15 protein-coding genes are annotated in these 15,071 nt (G+C 71.5%); 10 read left to right on the forward strand and 5 right to left on the reverse strand.

Going from position 1 to position 15,071, the window contains the following annotated elements; translation table 11 throughout:
• The first annotated feature begins 106 nt into the window (after window positions 1-106).
• Complete coding sequence (locus ACFY6U_RS35320; RefSeq protein ID WP_390044809.1) at window positions 107-1,042, forward strand: LysR family transcriptional regulator; 936 nt, start codon at window positions 107-109, stop codon at window positions 1,040-1,042.
• Here ACFY6U_RS35320 and ACFY6U_RS35325 read toward each other — a convergent pair.
• Window positions 1,031-2,224, reverse strand: a complete 1,194-nt coding sequence (locus ACFY6U_RS35325) for a hypothetical protein (RefSeq protein ID WP_390044811.1) — start codon at window positions 2,222-2,224, stop codon at window positions 1,031-1,033. The two genes, ACFY6U_RS35320 and ACFY6U_RS35325, sit on opposite strands and share 12 nt — an antisense overlap.
• Window positions 2,225-2,400: 176 nt before the next feature.
• Between ACFY6U_RS35325 and ACFY6U_RS35330 the strand changes: the two genes are divergently transcribed.
• The 4 genes from ACFY6U_RS35330 to ACFY6U_RS35345 all read left to right on the forward strand — a co-directional run bounded on the left by ACFY6U_RS35330 (window position 2,401) and on the right by ACFY6U_RS35345 (window position 7,879).
• Entirely contained in the window at window positions 2,401-3,846 is a 1,446-nt protein-coding gene (locus ACFY6U_RS35330) for a glyceraldehyde-3-phosphate dehydrogenase (RefSeq protein WP_390044813.1), read from the forward strand.
• A gap of 180 nt (window positions 3,847-4,026) precedes the next feature.
• Entirely contained in the window at window positions 4,027-5,550 is a 1,524-nt protein-coding gene (locus ACFY6U_RS35335) for an alpha-N-arabinofuranosidase (RefSeq protein WP_390044815.1), read from the forward strand.
• A 17-nt stretch (window positions 5,551-5,567) separates the two neighbouring features.
• Window positions 5,568-6,869, forward strand: coding sequence for a glycoside hydrolase family 27 protein (locus tag ACFY6U_RS35340; protein WP_390044817.1), 1,302 nt, complete (start codon window positions 5,568-5,570; stop codon window positions 6,867-6,869).
• A 2-nt stretch (window positions 6,870-6,871) separates the two neighbouring features.
• Entirely contained in the window at window positions 6,872-7,879 is a 1,008-nt protein-coding gene (locus ACFY6U_RS35345; RefSeq protein WP_390044819.1) for a LacI family DNA-binding transcriptional regulator, read from the forward strand.
• A gap of 21 nt (window positions 7,880-7,900) precedes the next feature.
• On the opposite strand, the gene ACFY6U_RS35350 is transcribed toward ACFY6U_RS35345, so the two are convergent.
• From ACFY6U_RS35350 to ACFY6U_RS35360, 3 genes are all read right to left on the reverse strand, one after another.
• Complete coding sequence (locus ACFY6U_RS35350; protein ID WP_390044821.1) at window positions 7,901-8,596, reverse strand: class F sortase; 696 nt, start codon at window positions 8,594-8,596, stop codon at window positions 7,901-7,903.
• A gap of 110 nt (window positions 8,597-8,706) precedes the next feature.
• Window positions 8,707-9,135 (reverse strand): hypothetical protein, encoded by a 429-nt coding sequence (locus tag ACFY6U_RS35355; protein ID WP_390044823.1) that lies wholly within the window; start codon window positions 9,133-9,135, stop codon window positions 8,707-8,709.
• Window positions 9,136-9,370: 235 nt separating this feature from the next.
• Window positions 9,371-10,759: a glycoside hydrolase family 43 protein gene (locus ACFY6U_RS35360; RefSeq protein WP_390044825.1), complete on the reverse strand. Its 1,389-nt coding sequence runs from the start codon at window positions 10,757-10,759 to the stop codon at window positions 9,371-9,373.
• Window positions 10,760-11,059: 300 nt separating this feature from the next.
• Between ACFY6U_RS35360 and ACFY6U_RS35365 the strand changes: the two genes are divergently transcribed.
• From ACFY6U_RS35365 to ACFY6U_RS35385, 5 genes are all read left to right on the forward strand, one after another.
• Window positions 11,060-11,539, forward strand: coding sequence for a hypothetical protein (locus ACFY6U_RS35365; RefSeq protein ID WP_390044827.1), 480 nt, complete (start codon window positions 11,060-11,062; stop codon window positions 11,537-11,539).
• 27 nt (window positions 11,540-11,566) lie between these two features.
• Window positions 11,567-12,433, forward strand: a complete 867-nt coding sequence (locus ACFY6U_RS35370; RefSeq protein WP_390044829.1) for a fructosamine kinase family protein — start codon at window positions 11,567-11,569, stop codon at window positions 12,431-12,433.
• Between the two features lie 165 nt (window positions 12,434-12,598).
• Window positions 12,599-12,790, forward strand: a complete 192-nt coding sequence (tgmA, locus tag ACFY6U_RS35375) for a putative ATP-grasp-modified RiPP (RefSeq protein WP_089102565.1) — start codon at window positions 12,599-12,601, stop codon at window positions 12,788-12,790.
• 15 nt (window positions 12,791-12,805) lie between these two features.
• A complete protein-coding gene (gene tgmB / locus ACFY6U_RS35380) occupies window positions 12,806-13,789 on the forward strand; it encodes an ATP-grasp ribosomal peptide maturase (protein WP_390044831.1) in 984 nt (327 codons plus the stop codon).
• A 47-nt stretch (window positions 13,790-13,836) separates the two neighbouring features.
• The gene (locus ACFY6U_RS35385; protein WP_390044833.1) at window positions 13,837-14,724 is read left to right on the forward strand and encodes a Gfo/Idh/MocA family protein; all 888 of its coding nucleotides are present in this window, start codon (window positions 13,837-13,839) and stop codon (window positions 14,722-14,724) included.
• Between the two features lie 12 nt (window positions 14,725-14,736).
• Here ACFY6U_RS35385 and ACFY6U_RS35390 read toward each other — a convergent pair whose 3' ends face one another.
• The gene (locus ACFY6U_RS35390; protein ID WP_390044835.1) at window positions 14,737-15,057 is read right to left on the reverse strand and encodes a hypothetical protein; all 321 of its coding nucleotides are present in this window, start codon (window positions 15,055-15,057) and stop codon (window positions 14,737-14,739) included.
• Window positions 15,058-15,071 lie beyond the last annotated feature (14 nt).

Genomic DNA, 15,071 nt, shown 5'->3' on the forward strand with positions numbered 1-15,071 from the left:
GCGGCCTTCTCACGGGTAGGGGGCGGATGGTCCGTCACCAGGCTGACGCGACGGATGCGTGAAGAGAAGTAAGCACCGTGGCGGCCGGCGTTAAGTTAATTGAGTGATGAGCTCGGATCCGGGGCAGCTGCGCCTGCTCGCCATGATCGACCGGCACGGCTCGCTCACCGGTGCCGCCCACGCCCTCGGCGTGACACCGGCCGCGGTGACCCAGCAGGTGGCCCGGGCGGAGCGGGACTGGAAGGTGCCGCTGGTGGTGCGCGGGCCGCGCGGCGCGTCGCTCACGGCGGCCGGGGCGCTGCTCGCGGAGCACGGACGGGTCGTCGACGAGCAGACGGAACAGGCCGGCGAACGGCTCGCCGCGCTCCTCGGCCACCTGTCGCTGCGACTGCGGGTGGGCGCGTTCCTGGCCGCCGCCCTGCATCTGCTCCCGCCCGCCCTGACCGCGCTGCGCCACCGGTATCCGAACGCCGACGTGTCGGTGGAGGACCTGCTCTCCGACCGCGGCGTCGAGCGGGTCGCGGCGGGCGAACTCGACGTCGCGGTGATCGCCTCCTGGGCACTGCCCCCGGAGCCGCCCCCGCACATCACCGCGCACACGCTGCTGCGGGACCCCATGGTCATCGTCCTGCCCGACGACCACCCCCTGGTCACCGGGTCACCCGACGGCACACCGCTGCGGCTGGAGCAGCTCCGCGACGAGTCCTGGGTGACCATCCTGGCCGGACACGCCGGCCGCGAACAGCTCGACCGGGCGGCGATCGGGGCCGGCTTCACGCCGAGGATCCGGTTCCAGACGGCGTCGTACGACCTGGCCCAGGCACTCGTCGGCACCGGCTACGGCGTCGCGCTCGTCTCCCGGCTGGCCCTCACCCGGGTCCCGGGCACCACGCACCGCCCGCTGGCCGACCCGCCGCTCCACCGCGACCTGCACGCCGTGACCCGGTCCGACACCACGCTGACCCCGCTGGCGGGCGTCTTCCGGACCCTGCTCCTCGACGTGGCCACCGACCTGAGGGGGGCCTGGACCTCACAGGGGTGAGCGGGCGACCGTCATCACATAGGCCCCGAACAGCAGCGAGACCGCGGTGAGGGCGCCGACGACGAGAACCGCCTGGGCGGGACGCACGCGGCGGCTGCCGGCCAGGGCGCGGGCGAGCGGGATCAGGAGAGGGAAGGCCGGGAGCAGGAAGCGGGGCTTGGAGGAGAAGGAGCCCGAGCCGCCCACGACCACCAGGACCAGGACGCCCGCGAAGACCACCAGGACCAGCGGGGCCCGGTCCAGGCAGAGGAGGCAGAAGAGCAGCAGACCCCCGGCGACGATCACCAGGTCCGCCGCGTACACGAAGCCGCCGCCGTGCAGCAGCAGGCCCTTGAGGAAGCGCAGGGAACCCGCGCCGAAGTCGAAGCGCGAGCTCCAGGCGCGCTGCACCTCGAAGTAGCCGAGCAGAAGGTTGCCGGTGCGCCACCCGACCCACAGGACGTAGCCGAGCCAGCCGAGCGGGGCGAGCAGGCAGCCGGCCCACAGGGCGAGCGGCACGCGGCCTCGCCGCCGTACCGCTTCGTACGCGCCCGCGGCCAGGACGGCGGCCGCGACCGCGAAGCCGCTGGGGCGGGACAGCCCGGCGAGTGCGGCCAGGCAGCCGGCCCACAGCCAGCGGCCCTTGAGCACGCGGTACAGGGACCAGGCCGCGAGGGCCGAGAAGAGGGACTCGGTGTACGCGATGGTGAGTTCGACCGACTGGGGCAGTACGGCCCACAGGACGACGAGCGCGGCGGCGACGGCCCGGCCGTACAGGTGGCAGCCGATCCGGTGGATGCCCCACGCGGCCACGACGGCGGCGGTCCAGGCGACGGCCAGCGCGGCCTCGCCGGGGGTGAGGGGCAGGACCGTCGTCACGGCGCGGATGAGCCCCGGGTACAGCGGGAAGAACGCCCAGTCGGTCTGCACGGCTCCCCTGCGGGTGATCTCGATGAGGTCGCCGTAGCCGTGGGTGGCGATGTGCAGGTACCAGCGGGCGTCCCACGCGTGGGCCAGGTTCCTGACCAGGGGGCGCCCCATGGCGTGGTTCGCCGCGGCGACGGCGGCGACTCCGGCGAGCCGGACGGCCGTGAACAGGACGAGGACGGGCAGCAGGCCGGACGGGGTGCTGCGGGCGGGCGCGGGGCGGGCGGGACCGGTCTGCGCGGCGGACTCGGGCCGCGGGACGGAGGACGTGCTCACGCTCCGACCTTCGGCAGCGGCCCGCGACGGCGCAACACGACACGGAGGCTTCTTACGGTCTTCCGCCCGGGTTCAGAACTTCGCGACCCGCATCACACCCGGACCCCCTTGATCGATCATTCACCGGTCGGTTTAGCATATGAGCGCCACCCAGCTCGATCGAGAGATTCAGGTCTGTGACTGTCAACGAGGACTCGTTCACCAACTGGAAGAACCGCGAGGAGATCGCGGAGTCGATGATCCCGCTCATCGGGAAGCTGCACCGGGAGCGGGACGTGACGGTCCTCCTCCACAGCCGCTCCCTGGTGAACAAGTCGGTGGTCAGCATCCTCAAGACCCACCGCTTCGCCCGCCAGATCGACGGTGCCGAGCTGTCGGTCACCGAGACGATGCCGTTCCTGCGGGCGCTCACCGCCCTCGACCTCGGCCCCTCCCAGATCGACATCGGCATGCTCGCCGCGACCCACAAGGCCGACGACCGGGGTCTGAGCGTCGAGGCGTTCACCGCGGAGGCGGTCGCCGGGGCCACCGGGGCCAACAAGATCGAGCAGCGTGAGCCGCGGGACGTCGTCCTGTACGGCTTCGGCCGCATCGGCCGCCTGGTCGCCCGGCTGCTCATCGAGAAGGCCGGCTCGGGCAACGGCCTGCGCCTGCGGGCCGTCGTGGTGCGCGGCGCGGGCGGCGAGGACATCGTGAAGCGCGCCTCGCTGTTGCGCCGCGACTCCATCCACGGCCAGTTCCAGGGCACGATCACCGTGGACGAGGAGAGCAGCACGATCCTCGCCAACGGCAACGAGATCAAGGTGATCTACGCCGACGACCCGAGCGCCGTGGACTACACCGAGTACGGCATCCGGGACGCGATCCTCATCGACAACACGGGCAAGTGGCGGGACCGCGAGGGTCTGTCGAAGCACCTGCGCCCCGGTATCGGGAAGGTCGTCCTGACCGCGCCGGGCAAGGGCGACGTCCCGAACATCGTGCACGGCGTCAACCACGACACCATCAAGCCGGACGAGCAGATCCTGTCCTGCGCCTCCTGCACCACCAACGCGATCGTGCCGCCGCTGAAGGCCATGGCCGACGAGTACGGGGTGCTGCGCGGCCACGTGGAGACGGTCCACTCGTTCACCAACGACCAGAACCTGCTGGACAACTACCACAAGTCCGAGCGCCGCGGCCGGTCCGCGCCGCTCAACATGGTGATCACCGAGACCGGCGCCGCCTCCGCCGTGGCGAAGGCGCTGCCCGACCTCAAGGCACGGATCACCGGCAGCTCGATCCGGGTCCCGGTCCCGGACGTGTCGATCGCGATCCTCAACCTCCAGCTGGCCCGCGAGGCCTCCCGCGAGGAGGTCCTCGACTACCTCCGCGAGGTGTCGCTGACCTCACCGCTGAAGCGCCAGATCGACTTCATCACCGCCCCGGACGCGGTCTCCAGCGACTTCATCGGCTCGCGCCACGCGTCGATCGTCGACGCCGGCGCCCTGAAGGTGGAGGGCGACAACGCGATCCTCTACCTCTGGTACGACAACGAGTTCGGCTACTCCTGCCAGGTGGTCCGGGTCGTCCAGCACGTCTCGGGCGTGGAGTACCCGACGTTCCCGTCCCCGGCGGTCTGACACCCCTCGCCTCCGGCAGCCCGGTTCCCTGTGCCCACAGGGAACCGGGCTGTCCGCCCTCTTGACGCGATCACGGCCCGATGGCAGCTTTTTATCGATACAAAAGGCGTTCGCACGATCGACTCGACGAACGATGTTCCATATATCGAACAATTGGCTTCACGGACAGGAGTGCCCCGCGTGCCCACCGCCACCGCGATCATCAACCTCGACATCGAGGGCCCGACGATCAGCCGCCATCTCTACGGCCACTTCGCCGAACACCTCGGCCGCTGCGTCTACGGCGGCTTCTGGGTCGGCGAGGACTCCCCCGTCCCCAACGAGGGCGGCATCCGCCTCGACGTCGTGGCGGCCCTGCGCGCCCTGGACATCCCCAACCTGCGCTGGCCGGGCGGCTGCTTCGCCGACGAGTACCACTGGCGGGACGGCGTCGGACCGCGCCCGCAGCGGCCCCGGATGGTCAACACGCACTGGGGCAACGTCGAGGAGAACAACCACTTCGGCACCCACGAGTTCATGGCCCTGTGCGAACTCCTCGGCGCCGAGCCCTACATCAGCGGCAACGTCGGCTCCGGCACGGTCCGCGAGATGAGCGAGTGGGTGGAGTACCTGACCCGGGACGGCGACAGCCCGATGGTGCGGCTGCGCAAGGAGAACGGCCGCGAGGAACCCTGGCGGGTGAAGTACTGGGGCATCGGCAACGAGACCTGGGGCTGCGGCGGCAACATGCGCGCCGAGTACTCCGCCGACCTGGCCCGCCAGTACGCCACCTACTGCCGCGACCACGGCGACAACAAGCTGTACCGGATCGCCTCGGGCGCCTCCGACGCGGACTACAAGTGGACCGAGACCCTGATGCAGCAGATCAGCTGCTTCGGCTGCGAGGCCACCCCGAAGAACTTTTTCCAGGGCCTGTCCGTCCACTACTACACCCTCGCGGGCCCCTGGGAGGCCAAGGGCAGCGCCACGGAGTTCGACGCCGAGGACTACTACCGCACGATGCTGTCGGCCCACCGCATCGACCGCATCCTCACCGGCCACTCGACGGTCATGGACGTCTACGACCCGGGGCGTACCGTCGGCCTCGTCCTGGACGAGTGGGGCACCTGGTGGGACGTGGAACCCGGCACCAACCCCGGCTTCCTCTTCCAGCAGAACACCCTGCGCGACGCGCTGGTGGCGAGCACCCACTTCGACATCTTCCACAGGCACGCGGCCCGCCTGCACATGGCCAACATCGCCCAGACCGTCAACGTGCTCCAGGCCATGATCCTCACCGACGGCGACGCCCTGGTCCTGACCCCGACCTACCACGTCTTCGAGATGAACAAGGGCCACCAGGACGCCACCTCGCTCCCCGTGCACCTGCGCGGCGAGGGCACCCGGCGCACGGTCGGGGACGCGGAACTGGAGACGGTGTCCGCCTCGGCCAGCGTCAAGGACGGCACCGTCCTGATCTCGCTGAGCAACCTGGACGCCGCGGAACCGGCCGAGGTCACCCTCGACCTGCGCGGCGGCAGCCTCGGCGAGCCGGCCGCCCGGATCCTCACGGCCGACAAGCTCCAGGCCCACAACACCCCGGAGGCCTCGACGGCCGTCTCCCCCACCGCGTTCGACGGCGTGTCCGTGACCGCCGGCGGACTGCGGCTCACCCTCCCGCCCCACTCGTTCGTCACCGTCCAGGCTCCCCTGGACCGGCGCTGACCCGCAGGAGCGCGCACATGACCCGATCCGCACGCCCGCTGCCCGCCCGCCACCTGCGGCCGCCCATGGGCTGGAACAGCTGGGACTGCTACGGCACCACCGTCACCGAGGAGGAGGTCCTCGCCAACGCCGGGTTCATGCGCGAGCACCTGCTCCCGCACGGCTGGGACACCGTCGTCGTCGACATCCAGTGGTACGAGCCCACCGCCCGCGCCCACGGCTACAACCCGGACGCCCCGCTCGTCCTCGACGGCCACGGCCGCCAGCTGCCCGCCCCCAACAGGTTCCCCTCCGCCACGGACGGGGCGGGGTTCGGTCCGCTGGCCGCGCGGGTGCACGGCATGGGCCTGCGGTTCGGGCTGCACATCATGCGGGGCATCCCACGGCGCGCGGTGGAGGCCGCACTGCCCGTGCTCGGCACGGAGTTCACGGCCGCGGACGTGGCCGACACCGATTCCGTGTGTCCCTGGAACTCGGACAACTACGGCCTGAACCACGACCACCCCGGCGCCCAGGCCTACTACGACGCCCAGGTCGCCCAGTTCGCCGCCTGGGGCGTGGACTTCGTCAAGGCCGACGACATGCTCTTCCCGTACCACGAGCGGGAGATCGCCGCCTACGCACGAGCGATCGAGCGCAGCGGACGGCCGATCGAACTGAGCCTCTCCCCCGGTACCGACATGTCCCTCGCCCGCCTGGACCACCTGCGGGAGCACGCCACCATGTGGCGGGTCTGCGACGACCTCTGGGACCGCTGGGAGGACGTCGAGGCGCAGTTCGCGCGGATGGCCCGCTGGGCCCCCTGGCAGGGCGAGCGGGGCTGGGCGGACGCCGACATGCTGCCGCTCGGCCACATCGGGATCCGTGCCGAGCGCGGCGCGGACCGCCAGTGCGCCCTCACCCATCCCGAGCAGGTCAGCCTGCTCACCCTGTGGCTGATCTCGCGGTCGCCGCTGATGATGGGCGGCGACCTGCCCACCTCCCCGCCCGGCACCATCGCGCTGCTCACCAACGACGAGGCACTGGACGTGCTGTGGCACAGCACCGGCAACCAGGAGGTGCTGCGGGAGCGGGACCTGGTGCTGTGGACCGCCCGGGACACCGACGGGCACACCCGGTACGCGGCCGTGTTCTCGCTCGCGGACGAGGAGCGGCGCTTCGAGGTGCCGCTGGGCGCGGTCGGCGCCACCTCCCGCGACCGCGTCCGCGAGGTGTGGACCGGCACCGACACCGCCCACGACGGCCGGCAACTGGTCGCCGTGCTGCCCGCCCACGGCGCCGCCCTCTATCGTCTTGCCGAGGACAGCCGGCGGGAGTGAGTGTGGCGACGATCCAGGACGTGGCGAAGGCGGCCGGGGTGTCGGCGATGACCGTCTCCAACGTGATGAACGGGCACCCCAACGTCCGCCCGGCCACCCGGGAGCGGGTCCTGGAGGCGATGGACCGGCTCGGCTACCGGGTCAACGTGGCCGCCCGCAACCTGCGCAAGGGCCGCACCGGGACCATCGGCCTGGCCGTCCCCGAGATCAACCGTCCCTACTACGGCCGGCTGGCCGCCTCGATCATCGCGGCGGCGGCCGGGCACGGCCTGCGGGTGAGCATCGAGCAGACCGGCGCCCGCCGGGAGAGCGAGCTGGCGGCGCTCTCCCTGTCCCGCAACCGGCTCTACGACGGGCTCATCCTGAGCACGGTCGGCATGGGCCCGGCCGATGTCGGGGCGCTCGACGTCGACCATCCGGTGGTGATCCTCGGCGAGCGGATCTTCGGCGGGCCCGTCGACCATGTCGCCATGCCGAACGAGGCCGCCTCCGAGGCCGCGACACGCCATCTCGTCGAGCGGGGCTGCCGGCGGATCGCCATCGTGTGCGGGCGGCTGGGCGGTGAGGTCGACGTGTCGAGTCTGCGGCACGCCGGGTATCTGCGGGCGCTGGCGGCAGCGGGGCTGCCGGCCGACCCGGAGCTGGTGGTGACCGCCGGGTCGCTCACCATGCAGGAGGCCGCCCGCCGCGTCCGGGAGCGGATGGCACGCGGCCTCGGCTTCGACGGGGTGTTCTGCGTGACGGACACGGTGGCCATGGGCGTGCTGCGCGCTCTCGCCGACGCCGGGATCGGGGTGCCGGAACGGGTCAAGGTCGTCGGCTTCGACAACGTCGACGAGAGCGCGTACCTCGTCCCCTCCCTGTCCACCGTCGACCCGGACCACGACCTGATGGCCGAGCGCGCGGTCGCCCTGCTGGCGGCCCGCATCGACCGGGGCGGGCCGGGACCGGAGCGGGAGGAGTTCGCCGGTCCGTTCCGTCTGGTGGTGCGGGAGTCCACGGGCGGCTGACCCGGCGGCACCCGTGCGGTGTCAGACCAGGTGGGCGAAGACCACCAGGTTCGCCGTGTAGTCCCTGACATCGTGGTCGTAGTCGCCGGCGCAGGTGATCAGGCGCACCTCGGGGCGGCGGGTGTCCGCGTAGACCCGGTCGCTGGGGAAGTCGTCCTTGGCGAAGGTCTCGGCGTCGTCGACCACGAAGTTCGCGTCCGTGCCGTCGGCCCGGCTCACCGAGAAGCGGTCGCCGCGCTCCAGTTCGTCCAGCCTGGCGAAGACGGCCGCGGAGGTCACGGTGTCGACGTGGCCCGCGATGATCGCGGTGCCCGCCTCGCCGGGTGCCGCGCCCCTGGAGTACCAGCCGACGAGGTTGGTGTTGGCGGCCGGCGGGGGCTGGAGCTGGCCCGTGGAACCGATGGTGAGGGCGGTGAAGGGAGCGTCGACGGCGATCTTCGGGATGAGCAGGCGGGTCGGCGTGGACCGGGGCAGCGCCTCGCCGGTCCGGCGGGGATCGGCCGAGGGGACGGCGTCCGTGCTCTCGGCCCTGGTGGTGCCGGTCGTGTCGGAACCGCCGGTGTGTCCGCCGATCAGCGCCACGGCGAGGAGCAGGACGGCGATGCCCCACACGGGCAGTCGTCCGCCCGAGGGGGGACTGCCGGAGCCGTCCCGGTCGTCGGGGACGGCGGGTGCATCGGGGTCGGGCTTGGTGGGGGTGGTGGGGCCAGCTGCCATCGGAGGTCACCTTTCTGGGGCACGGCAGCGGGAGGGCGGGACACAGGGGGCGCGGTGCCGTCGGAGTGTGGAGCGCCGACGGCACCGCGGCCCCCGCATGCGTGGGCCCATCAGGACGCGGACCCGGGGACTCTCCTGCGCCGCAGCGCGTAGGCACCGGTGGCCGCTACGCCGAGCACGGCCAGCCCGCCCGCGGTGACACCGGGCGTGGCGAGGGCGCCGCCGCCGGTGTGCATACCGCCGTGCGGCCGGTCGCTCTCCCCGTCGTCGCCCCACGAGGAGCCGCCCTCGTCCTTCCCCTTGCCGCCCTGGTCCTGCTTGCCCCCCTGGCTCTCCTTGCCTCCCTGGTCCCCCTTCTCCTCGTCGTCCTGGCCCTTGTAGGAATCGGGGTCGAACCTGCTGTCGTTGCTGCTGTAGGAAGAGTCGTCGCGGCCTCCGTCGTCCCGGTCGCCCGAGCCCGCGGCGTGGGCTGCTGGGGCGGAGAACGCGAGGGCCGCGGTGGCGGCCGTGGTCGCGAGGATCATGCGGGCAGAACGCATCTCGGTGTCCTTCCGCCGCGGCCGGGCGCCGATACTCCATCAGCTGTAACGACCCGGCCCCGACATGAACCACCGTCAGTCAGCCCCGCGGCGCGCACCATCCAGGCCGCCCATCCGTGGTCACGACACGCCCAACTCCGCCCGGCTGGGTCAATCCCCCGGTCGGGCACACCGCCATTCGGGCGGTCCTGGGCCCGTCGTCGGCGTGTCGCCGCGGGACGGGCCCGGCGTGGTGTCAGTAGCCGACGTAGAAGGTGGCGTCGGCCTGGTCCGTGCTCGTGGAGACGGGATCGATGCGCAGCACGAAGTCGGAGTGGCGGATGTAGCGCGTCGGGTAGTTGTACGACCGGAACGAGGACCAGGAGGAGTCGGCGAGACCGGCGGTCCGGTAGAACGTGGCGTCCTGGGCGAAGGTCGTGGTGCTGTCGTTCTCGTCGAGCCGCAGCTGGTAGTCGTAGTGGCGCAGGTAGCGGGTCGGGTAGTTCACCGACTGGAAGGACACGCCGCTGCTGTCGGCGAGGCCGGGGACCAGCTTCCACATGCCGTCGGTGTACGGGTCGAAGGCGTACTCGTCGATCCGGCCGACGAAGTTGCTGTGCCGGACGTATCTGGCCGGGTAGTTGTAGGACTTCAGCCGGTTCCAGGTGGGGGTGGACCACTTGGCGACGAGGTTGTTGTACTCCGTCGCGGTGATGGGCTGGACGCCGCAGTGCTTGGAGTTGAGCGGCTGGGTGTAGGTCTTCTGGTCGAGGGCGGTCCAGGTGCCGGCCGACAGGGCACCGGTCTGCCAGGCGTAGAAGACGCCGTTCGGGTCCCAGGTGTCTCCCCAGAGGTACCAGGTGGAGCTGGACGTGAGGGACTTGACCAGGGTCGGGGCCTCGGTGCCGTTGTGCGAGACGGCCGTGGAGAACTCGGTGAAGCTGCCCGGGTCCAGCGAGGTGGAGCGGGCGCCGACGAGCGTCGAGTTCTTCTTGAAGTACAGGTAGTTGACGCCGCCCACGCCGACGGCGAGGTCGCCGTCGATGACGTCGTAGCCGGGGTCGAAGAAGACCTGCGGGTCGCCGGCGGTCACGAAGTCGCCGATGTAGTTGATCATGATGACGTTGTGGCCGCTGGCGTTGACGGCGGAGTAGATGACGCCGTACGTGCCGCGCCCCGCGTCCCAGAAGGCCTCGGGCGCCCAGGCGTGGGTGTCCATGTCGTGCAGCTTCATCCGCCGGTAGCCGGTGAAGCTGCGCAGGTCGGTGGAGTCCCAGACGTGGATGTACTGGCTGACGTAGGACCAGTCGGTGCCGTACAGGTCGGTGGCGAGCACCACGAAGGTGCCGTCCTGCTTGCGCAGGATGAACGGGTCGCGCAGGCCGAGGGAGCCCGCAGTGGGGGTGGCGACGGGGTCGTTCTGGTTGAGCGGGGTCCACTGGAGGCCGTCGGTGCTGACGGCCAGGTGCAGGCCGTAGTTGGCGGCCAGCATGTCCGGGGACTCGGTGAAGTAGCACATCACGTAGGCCGAGTTGGCCGCGGCCTGAGCGGATCCGGCGCCGAGGGCGAGGGCGCCGGTGGCGGCGAGCGGGACGGTCGCGGCCGCACCGAGGAAGTGGCGGCGCGACAGGGGGGTGCCGTTCATGTGCGCTCCAGACGAGGGGGGATGTCCGGGATTTCGGACACGGTTCGGGAAACCGATCAGAAACTAGAGGGGCGCATGGGGCACGTCAATGCTTGCGCAACAAGGGAGTTACTGGGAATTCACTGTGTGCGGCGCTGCCTCCGCGACGGCGTTGCGGACATCGGCGCGCACCCCGTGCACGCTCTTCACCGGCTTGCGGCGGGTCTCCTCGAAATTCGCCTGCTTCCGGGCGAGAGGGATGGGATTCTTCTCTACGGTCCGATGAGTACCGCAGGGGGAGGTATCACCGCAGTGAACCGTATGAACACGTCTTTCCGCGTGCTGGCCGTCGCCGGCCTCGTCACCGCCGCCCAGGTCGCGCTCGCCACCGGCGCGTCGGCGCGGGCGGAGACCGGAGCGGAGACGGCGAAGAGCACCGGTTGCCCGGTCGACATCGTCTATCCGAGCCGCTTCTCCGTGAACGCGAGCGGCTGGGTCACCGACGGCGGCCTGTACTTCGGGGTCAAGAACAAGAGCGCGGCCACGAGCTTCAAGAAGGTCACGTTCACCGTGACGGACGTCAAGAACATCCGCTTCGGCAGTGCCACGGCCAAGGGCGGCAAGGTCAGCCACAAGACCTCGAAGACGGTCTCGGTGTACACGACGACGCTGAAGAAGAAGGGCGCTCTCGGGGTGAAGGTGCAGACGCATCTGCTGAACACCCACACCTACAAGGTGCGGTTCACGCTGCACGGCTCGGGGTGGAAGTGCGCCGTCGACCAGGGGACCTGGGGCTCCTGATCCCGCCCGGCCCATACCCTGGTGGCCGTGGTCGACGGCGGCGAGGGTCCGGGCGCGGTGGCCGCCCGGCTCACCGGGCGGCCGGTCTCGGGTGAGCGGGCACGCTCGGGCGGCCTGGCGGAGGTGACACTCACGGGCGGTCCCGCGGTCATGGTCAAGCGCGGTGACGGTCCCGGGGCGGTACGGGCCGAGGTGGCCGGGCTGCGCTGGCTGGCCGCCGCCCGGGCGGTGCCGGTACCCGAGGTGCTCGGGCACGACGAGCGGTGGATGGTGACCGAACTGATCCGCACCGGGCGCCCGGACGCCGGAGCGGCGACGCGTTTCGGCCAGGAGCTGGCCGTCCTGCACGCGGCAGGCGCTCCGGCGTTCGGGTCCGCTCCGCCGGGCGGTCCGCGGGACGCCTGGATCGGTCTCGCCCCGATGCGCGACGAGCCCGGCACCGACTGGCCGCACTGGTACGCCGAGCACCGGGTGCTGCCGTACCTGCGCGAGGCGGTCGACCGGGGGACCCTGCGGCCGGGCGAGGCCGCCGTGATCGAGCGGGTCTGCGAACGGCTGCCGGAACTCGCAGGGCCGCCCGAGCCGCCCGCCCGGCTGCACGGCGACCTGTGGAGCGGCAATGTCCTGTGGGGCGCCGACGGCCGGGTCCGGCTGATCGACCCGGCCGCGCACGGCGGGCACCGCGAGACCGACCTCGCGATGCTCCGTCTCTTCGGCTGCCCGTACCTGGACCGCATCGTGGCGGGTTATCAGGAGCGGGCGCCGCTGGCCGACGGCTGGGCGGAGCGGATCGGCCTGCACCAGTTGTTCCCGCTGCTGGTGCACACGGTGCTCTTCGGACGGAGCTATGCCGAACAGGCTTTGGTGACATCCCGGAATTTCGCGGACATGTGACCCCGTCATGTGCCCGACGGGAATGTGAAATCGGCCACGTGCGGGAGCGATTCGCCGGTTCTCCCTTAACAAGCTCTTAATTCGGCCTGAGATTACACAGAGTAAGGAAACCAACCACGCGTTCGAATCGTATAAGTGCATGGAAGAACGAAACAGGGAGAGACCATGCAACCGTTCGCGCTCAACTACGCACGCCCCGCAGTGCAGTTGGACGTCACCACTCCGTACGCGTATGACTCCGGACTGCAGTTGAACGTTCTCCACGATGGCCGGATCGCAGCCACCGATCACGCAACGCTCAGAGCCCTGGGGACCACGACCTCCACCGCGGGCTCCAAGACGCACTTCGACGACTGATCGCGGATCCTCACGATGACCGTGCTCATCCTGACCAGTGACGAGGACGTGACGGCGGACATGGTGGTCCTCCGGCTGCACGAGGCCGGAGTGCCCGTCGTCCGCCTCGATCCTGCCGATCTGACCAGTGGTGTGGCCCTGTCGGGCGAGTATGTGCAGGGCGTCAGCCGCGGACACCTGTCCGTGAACGGGCGCCTGGTGAGCATGAACGGCCTGCGCTCCATCTGGGTGCGCAGGCCGGGGGCGGCGGCCGCCCGGGCGGCGCAGCCGTCGCCCTGGCTGACCGAGGAGTCCGCGCAGGCGCTGTACGGCATGCTGCGCGGGACCGAGGCGCGCTGGATGAACGATCCGGACGCGGCCCGCCGGGCCCGCCACAAGCCGTGGCAGCTGCGGCTGGCGCAGCACAGCGGGCTCGCGGTGCCCGCGACGCTGATCACCACGTTTCCGCAGGCGGCCCGGGAGTTCGCGGAGCGGTTCCCGGATCTCGTGGTGAAGCCGGTTTCGGGCGCGCATCCGCAGGAGCCGCCGCGGGCGGTGCCGACCAGCCGGGTGGCACCGGACACCGACTTCGCGGCGGTGGCGTTCGGCCCGACGCTGCTGCAGCGGCGGGTGGCCAAGCGCGCCGACATCCGGCTGACGGTGGTCGGCGAGCGGCTGCTGGCCGCCCGCAAGCCGGTGAGCCCGGACGCCCACCCCGACGACGTGGACGTCCGGTTCGCGCCGTCCGACTTCCCCTGGCAGGAGGCGGAGGTGCCGCCGCGAGTCGCCGAGGCCGTCCACACGTACATGAAGGACGCCGAGCTGGCCTACGGTGCCTTCGACTTCGCGGAGGACGCCGACGGCATCTGGTGGTTCCTGGAGTGCAACCAGTCGGGTCAGTTCGGGTTCGTGGAGATGGACACCGGTCAGCCGATCGCCGAGACCATCGCCGGATGGCTGGCGCACGGCGGCGACCGGTGCCGGTCGTACGCCGAGCGGGGGCGGAGCACGACGCCTTGACCGGCTGGGCGACGATGTGGGACCGGGTACGGAGAAAGGAACGCGAGATGCGCATCGGACTGCTGGGCACCGGGCCCTGGGCACGGGCGGCGTACGCCCCCGCGCTGGCGGGGCACGGTTCGCTGGACTTCACCGGGGTGTGGGGCCGCCGCCCCGAGGCCGCCGCGGAACTGGCCGGGGAGTACGGCGTCCGGGCGTACGACGACGTGGACGCGCTGCTCGGCGACGTGGACGCGGTGGCCGTGGCGCTGCCGCCGCTCGTCCAGGCGGAGCTGGCCGTGCGGGCCGCGACGGCCGGCCGGCACCTGCTGCTGGACAAGCCGCTCGCGATCGGCGTCGCCGAGGGGCGGGCGGTGGTGGAGGCCACCGAGCGGGCCCGGGTCGCCTCGGTGGTGTTCTTCACCACCCGGTTCCAGCAGGAGCCGGAGGCATGGATCGGTGAACAGGCCGCCGCGACGGGGTGGTTCACGGCCCAGGCGCACTGGCTGGGTTCCCTGTTCGCCGGTGCGGGCCCGGCCACCGACTCGCCGTGGCGACGGGAGAAGGGCGCGCTCTGGGACGTGGGTCCGCACGCCCTGTCCGTGCTGCTGCCGGTGCTGGGCGACGTACGGCGGGTGGCGGCCGCCGTGCACGGTCCCGTGGACACCGTTCATCTCGTCCTCGAACACGCGGGCGGGGCGTCGAGCACGGTGGCGCTGAGCCTGACCGCGCCGCCTGCGGCCGCCGGGGCCGAGGTGGAGCTGCGGGGCGAGGCGGGGGTCACGCTCCTTCCGAGGAGTGCGGAGGGAGCGGTTCCCGCTCTGACGCGGGCCGCCGACGCCCTGGTCGAGGCCGCGCGCACGGGGCGGGCGCACCCGTGCGACGCGGCCTTCGGCCTGCGGGTCACCGAGATCCTCGCGGAGGCGGAGACCGTGCTGGGCAAGGACGTGCGCTAGACGCTCACGCGGCTAGTTCTCGTCGAACGGCTCGTCGCTCCATCTGAACCACGCCCGGTCCCCCTCGATGTGCAGCAGGAACTCGGGGACCGGGCCGTCCGGCGAGATCAGGGACACCTGGCGGCGGATCTCGCCGTGGACCTCTTCCCAGGCCTCCCAGTCCTCGTCCGCCGCCAGGACCAGCTCCCGGGCAAACAGGTCCCGGACGCCCGCAAAGCCGGGGCCGGGGGTGAAGGTGCCGTGCAGCCAGGGGAAGTCGGCCTCGTCGACGACGATCTCGCCGACTGCTTCCCGCCCGCCGCGCACCCGCCAGACGTCACCCTCGAACCCCATGCCGGCTCCTCCCG

Source organism: Streptomyces sp. NPDC013157 (assembly GCF_042899865.1).
Lineage (GTDB): Bacteria > Actinomycetota > Actinomycetes > Streptomycetales > Streptomycetaceae > Streptomyces.

What these genes read in the sequence shown, in the direction of transcription:
- ACFY6U_RS35320 (WP_390044809.1), top strand. Translation starts at nt 107, where the DNA reads ATGAGCTCGGATCCGGGGCAGCTGCGCCTGCTCGCCATGATCGACCGG.
- ACFY6U_RS35340 (WP_390044817.1), top strand. Translation starts at nt 5,568, where the DNA reads ATGACCCGATCCGCACGCCCGCTGCCCGCCCGCCACCTGCGGCCGCCC.
- ACFY6U_RS35350 (WP_390044821.1), bottom strand. Translation starts at nt 8,596, where the DNA reads ATGGCAGCTGGCCCCACCACCCCCACCAAGCCCGACCCCGATGCACCC.
- ACFY6U_RS35355 (WP_390044823.1), bottom strand. Translation starts at nt 9,135, where the DNA reads ATGCGTTCTGCCCGCATGATCCTCGCGACCACGGCCGCCACCGCGGCC.
- ACFY6U_RS35360 (WP_390044825.1), bottom strand. Translation starts at nt 10,759, where the DNA reads ATGAACGGCACCCCCCTGTCGCGCCGCCACTTCCTCGGTGCGGCCGCG.
- ACFY6U_RS35365 (WP_390044827.1), top strand. Translation starts at nt 11,060, where the DNA reads ATGAACACGTCTTTCCGCGTGCTGGCCGTCGCCGGCCTCGTCACCGCC.
- tgmA (WP_089102565.1), top strand. Translation starts at nt 12,599, where the DNA reads ATGCAACCGTTCGCGCTCAACTACGCACGCCCCGCAGTGCAGTTGGAC.
- tgmB (WP_390044831.1), top strand. Translation starts at nt 12,806, where the DNA reads ATGACCGTGCTCATCCTGACCAGTGACGAGGACGTGACGGCGGACATG.
- ACFY6U_RS35385 (WP_390044833.1), top strand. Translation starts at nt 13,837, where the DNA reads ATGCGCATCGGACTGCTGGGCACCGGGCCCTGGGCACGGGCGGCGTAC.
- ACFY6U_RS35390 (WP_390044835.1), bottom strand. Translation starts at nt 15,057, where the DNA reads ATGGGGTTCGAGGGTGACGTCTGGCGGGTGCGCGGCGGGCGGGAAGCA.